Raw genomic sequence first — 2,315 nt, 5'->3', positions numbered from 1 at the left:
CTGTAAATCTGTCGCGCAAGCTACGCAGGTTCGAACCCTGCACCAGCCACAGGATAGAGAAACAGCCCCCGATCTGCGGAAACGCGGATCGGGGGCTGTTTCGTTTTGCCCGGGTGGCCCTGCCCGGGGGCGGGGGAGCGGGGAGTCGGGAGGGCGGGCGCCGGGCCGACTTATTGCACATTGCTTGCAATTACGGGTGCCAGGCAGCAGAGTGGGGCCCGGGGGTGGGAGTCCTTCGACAGAGCTGATCGTCTTCCCAGCCGGCGACCGCCGGGACAAACGGCTCGCCCCACCCCCGCCAACAGCCACCCGACGGAGGCCGGCGCGGCGTGACGGCCGCGTCAAGGGCGCGTCAAGGCCGCTCGTGGCGGCGTCAGGAACGCGTAGGGGCCCGGCGGGCGACGGGCGCGTGGACCGCAGGATCGGACCAACTACCGACTGCGGAGGTCCCGTCCGATGTCCAGCGCCATCACCACCCCGGCCGTGACGGCCGACTCCGAGCCGCCTGGCACCGGTGCGGGAGACGAGCGGCACCGGCTCAGCGCGCTCGGCGGGCTGGCCGCGCTCTCGCTGGACGCCATGGCCTCGGTCGCGTACGGGCCGGAGTCGATCGTGCTGGTGCTGGCCGCCGCCGGGGCGTACGGGCTGGGCTTCACGCTGCCGGTCACCGCGGCGATCGCCCTGTTGCTGGCGGTGCTGGTGGCCTCCTACCGGCAGGTGATCGCGGCGTTCCCGGACGGCGGCGGCGCCTACGCGGTGGCCAAGGCGCACCTCGGCCGCCGGACCGCGCTGACCGCGGCCGCCTCGCTGGTCGTCGACTACGTGCTGAACGTCGCGGTCTCGGTCACCGCCGGCGTCGCCGCGCTCACCTCGGCCGTCCCGGGCCTGTACGACGACCGGGTCTGGCTCTGCCTGGGCGTGCTCGCGCTGGTCACCGCGGTGAACCTGCGCGGGATCGCCGAGTCGGCGCGCTGGTTCATGGCGCCGACGGCCGTCTTCGTGCTCTCCATCCTGGCGATCGTCGTGGTCGGCCTGTTCCGGGACGCCCCGGCCAGCACCGCGGCCGCCGCCGGCCACGCCTCGACGCTCGCCGAGAACGCCACCACCGTCGGCGCGCTGCTGCTGCTCAAGGCGTTCGCGGCCGGCTGCTCCGCGCTGACCGGGGTGGAGGCGGTGGCCAACGCCGTCCCCTCCTTCCGCACCCCGCGGGTCAGGCGCGCCCAGCACACCGAGGTCGCGCTCGGCGCCCTGCTCGGCGTGATGCTGATCGGACTGGCCGTGCTGATCGGCCGTTTCCACCTCCAGCCGGTCGAGGGCGTCACCGTGCTCGCCCAGCTCGCCGACGCCTCGCTCGGCCACGGCTTCGGCTTCTACGTCGTCCAGTTCGCCACCGTGGTGCTGCTCGGGCTGGCCGCCAACACCTCCTTCGGCGGGCTGCCGGTGCTGCTCGACCTGCTCGCCCGGGACAACCACCTCCCGCACCTGTTCGCGCTGCGCGCCGACCGCCAGGTGTACCGGTACGGCGTGCTGTTCCTGGCCGCGGTGTCGGCGGCGCTGCTGGCCGGCTCCGGCGGGGACGTCAACAGCCTGGTGCCGCTGTTCTCGATCGGCGTGTTCGTCGGCTTCACCATCTGCCAGGTCGGCATGGTCCGGCACTGGCTGCTGCACCGGCCGTCCGGCTGGCGGTGGAAGGCCGCGCTGAACGGCTTCGGGGCGCTGCTCACCGGCGTCGCGGCGCTGATCGTCACCGGCACCAAGTTCACCGAGGGCGCCTGGGGCATCGTGGTGGCCCTGCCGCTGCTGGTGGTGCTGTTCGAGGCGGTCCACCGCAGTTACGGGCGGATCGGCGAGCGGCTGGAGCTGGGCCGGGTGCCCGGCCCGGTGACCAGGCAGCGCAGCCTGGTCGTCGTCCCGGTGACCGCGATCACCCGGTTGACCAGGGACGGCCTGTCGGCGGCGCTCTCGCTCGGCGACGAGGTCATGGCGGTGACCGTGGTGCACGAGCCGGCCGCCGCCGAGGCGCTGCGCCGGGACTGGGAGCTGTGGCGGCCGGGCGTGCCGCTGGTGGAGATCCCGGACGTTCACCGCCGGTTGGGCCGGCCGATCGCCGACTTCGTCAACGAGCTGGGGGCGGAGCACGCCTATGACCGGCTCACCGTGCTGATCCCCGAGGTGGAGCCGGCCCGCTGGTGGCAGCGGGCGCTCCAGAACCGGCGCGGCGCCGTGATCGACCGCGCCCTGCGGCGGCACACCGACGCGGTGGTCTGCCGGCTGCGCATGCGGATGTGACCAGGGGGACGGGTACGGAACGGCCC

General features: G+C 73.7%; 1 protein-coding gene. It reads left to right on the top strand.

Annotated features, from left to right (window positions below):
* The first annotated feature begins 456 nt into the window (after positions 1-456).
* Positions 457-2,289, top strand: a complete 1,833-nt coding sequence (locus ACFU6K_RS37125) for an APC family permease (protein ID WP_380670781.1) — start codon at positions 457-459, stop codon at positions 2,287-2,289.
* Positions 2,290-2,315: the final 26 nt, after the last annotated feature.

The sequence above is a fragment of the Kitasatospora sp. NPDC057512 genome (assembly GCF_042802135.1).
Taxonomy (GTDB): domain Bacteria; phylum Actinomycetota; class Actinomycetes; order Streptomycetales; family Streptomycetaceae; genus Kitasatospora.
This window is presented reverse-complemented; position numbering and strand designations above follow the sequence as displayed.